The sequence below is a fragment of the Seonamhaeicola aphaedonensis genome (genome assembly GCF_003386195.1).
GTDB lineage: Bacteria > Bacteroidota > Bacteroidia > Flavobacteriales > Flavobacteriaceae > Seonamhaeicola > Seonamhaeicola aphaedonensis.
This window is the reverse complement of sequence record NZ_QRDX01000026.1, coordinates 1-1,940: the sequence shown is the minus strand read 5'-3', so window position 1 is coordinate 1,940 and position 1,940 is coordinate 1. Positions and strand designations below refer to the sequence as shown.

Annotated in this window: 2 protein-coding genes; both read right to left on the bottom strand. The window is 30.8% G+C overall.

Annotated elements, in window-relative coordinates; translation table 11 throughout:
- Window positions 1-227 precede the first annotated feature (227 nt).
- The gene (locus DFQ02_RS14925; RefSeq protein WP_116525247.1) at window positions 228-899 is read right to left on the bottom strand and encodes a DUF6796 family protein; all 672 of its coding nucleotides are present in this window, start codon (window positions 897-899) and stop codon (window positions 228-230) included.
- Between the two features lie 166 nt (window positions 900-1,065).
- Entirely contained in the window at window positions 1,066-1,824 is a 759-nt protein-coding gene (locus DFQ02_RS14915; protein ID WP_116525246.1) for a hypothetical protein, read from the bottom strand.
- Window positions 1,825-1,940 lie beyond the last annotated feature (116 nt).

The window sequence follows — 1,940 nt, the reverse complement described above, 5'->3', positions numbered from 1 at the left end:
TGGTTTAACCCTGAGATGGAACACATTTACTTTAAGATGCATTGTCTGCGAAGCAGCGTAGATTAAAGTTCGCCATCGGCGAATGTGTTCCATCGGTTACGTATAAGAATAGTGCGGTTTTGTGTCCGAGGATTTTCCGTAGGAAAATCAGAGTGACCAAATACGCACTAACTTTTGATTAAACATAAACTTAAGCATTATTTTTATACAATGTTGTATGCAGTGCTTTATTCATTAATTATTTCAGATTTTCTATTATTCCACAATGCAAATGTAGATGCAGTAAAAAAGACAACCAAAATTATATTTAAGTAACCACCTTTTATAATAATCCAAATATTGTCAGGTAAATATTTCGTAACTAAATCCTCAATTAAAAATGGAAATAGCGGAAAAAAAATGATAATCCATTTTGGATATAAAGTCTTTCTTTTCCAAACTTGGCTAATAAAGAAAATGGATAAAATTCCGACTAACGGATAAACAAATAGCCTCATGATTCCGTTTATTTTTTCAGAGAGTGAAACCGCATTATTTATTTCAAGATTATTTTCAGTCGCCAATTTTGCAGATGTAGCAATAGCAAGAAAAGCTACGTGAACTATTCCAAATGCGATTAAGATACTTCCGAAAAAAATCAATACACCATTTCTAAAAATCGGTTTTGTCGGTTTAAATGCGTAATAAACTTGTCCCAATCCAAGCATATAAAACCAAGTCGCAAATAATGCACAAACTCCACTTGCAATAATCCTAAAGTCAGAAGCATTTCCCATATTCCGTTTTAAACTCATATTGACTGGGTCATAATACAAAAGCATATCGCCAGCAAACAAAATCAATCCGCCCAATATTCCAAATATTCCCAAAACTCTAATCCAAAACTGATTCATTTTCATTGATTACTGGGGTTTTCCCGCATTGCATACAACGTGTTTGGCTATGGTTTCGTTGCGTGAAAATCCGCGAGGATTTTCCGCCGAAAACCGAAGATAGCAAATTTGCGAGGACTTTCCGCGAGGAAAGTCAGAAGCAATGAACTATAGCCGGTGTTGTAATTAGTACTTATTTAAGATTTTTTAATTTTATATCTTGATTGATTCGGAAAGTCAAAATATCGTATAATTCATTTTTATCTAACTTTCCTTTTATAGAAAAGGCTAAATCAGTCTGCTGATTTAAAAACACACCTTTACTATTATCGAACTGAAAATTAGTATTTCCGCTAACAAAAATTGTCATAGATTCTACATTAGGATTTTCAATGGCGTAATTTTTTGAATTAATTGTACCTGAATAGGAACTAAGTCCATTTTCAGATTTAGTTTTGACAATAATATTTTCTACCTCCAACTCTATAATATCATTACCCAAATCAAATGGGATTTTGAATTTTTCAGTAATTGATTCTCCAATTTTAATTTCTTCTAATATTACTGGAAAAATAATATCCTTAATTGAGGTGGCTTCTTCAGAAATTTTTCCTTCTACTTTTCCTTGATTAGTATAGTTTTCAAAAATAACATCATCTTTTAGTTCAATTTCGTCATATGTAGTAATAGAATCATTTAATTTTTCAATAATCTTTTTATTGATAACAATTAAGTCCGCATATGTACTGTCTATTATATCGACAATTAGGTCTGCGGAAACTTTTACACCGTTTTTCTGATTTAAATAATTAACTTCATTTGTCGCTGACATGGAAAAATCATATTCGATTTTATCATAATCCTTGAAATTCCATTTATTATTTTTTATAGATAGTTTGGTTGCAGAAAGAAAGATTAAAAAAATTAAAGGGTAAAAGTATGTTTTATTCATATTCGGGTGTGTATTAATTACAACTCAGGGTTAAACGTAGTTCTGCTTTGAGAATGAAAAGATAATAAATTCTTGAGCAATAATTAGAGAAAAGCTCTTCCTTATAATCTCTAATT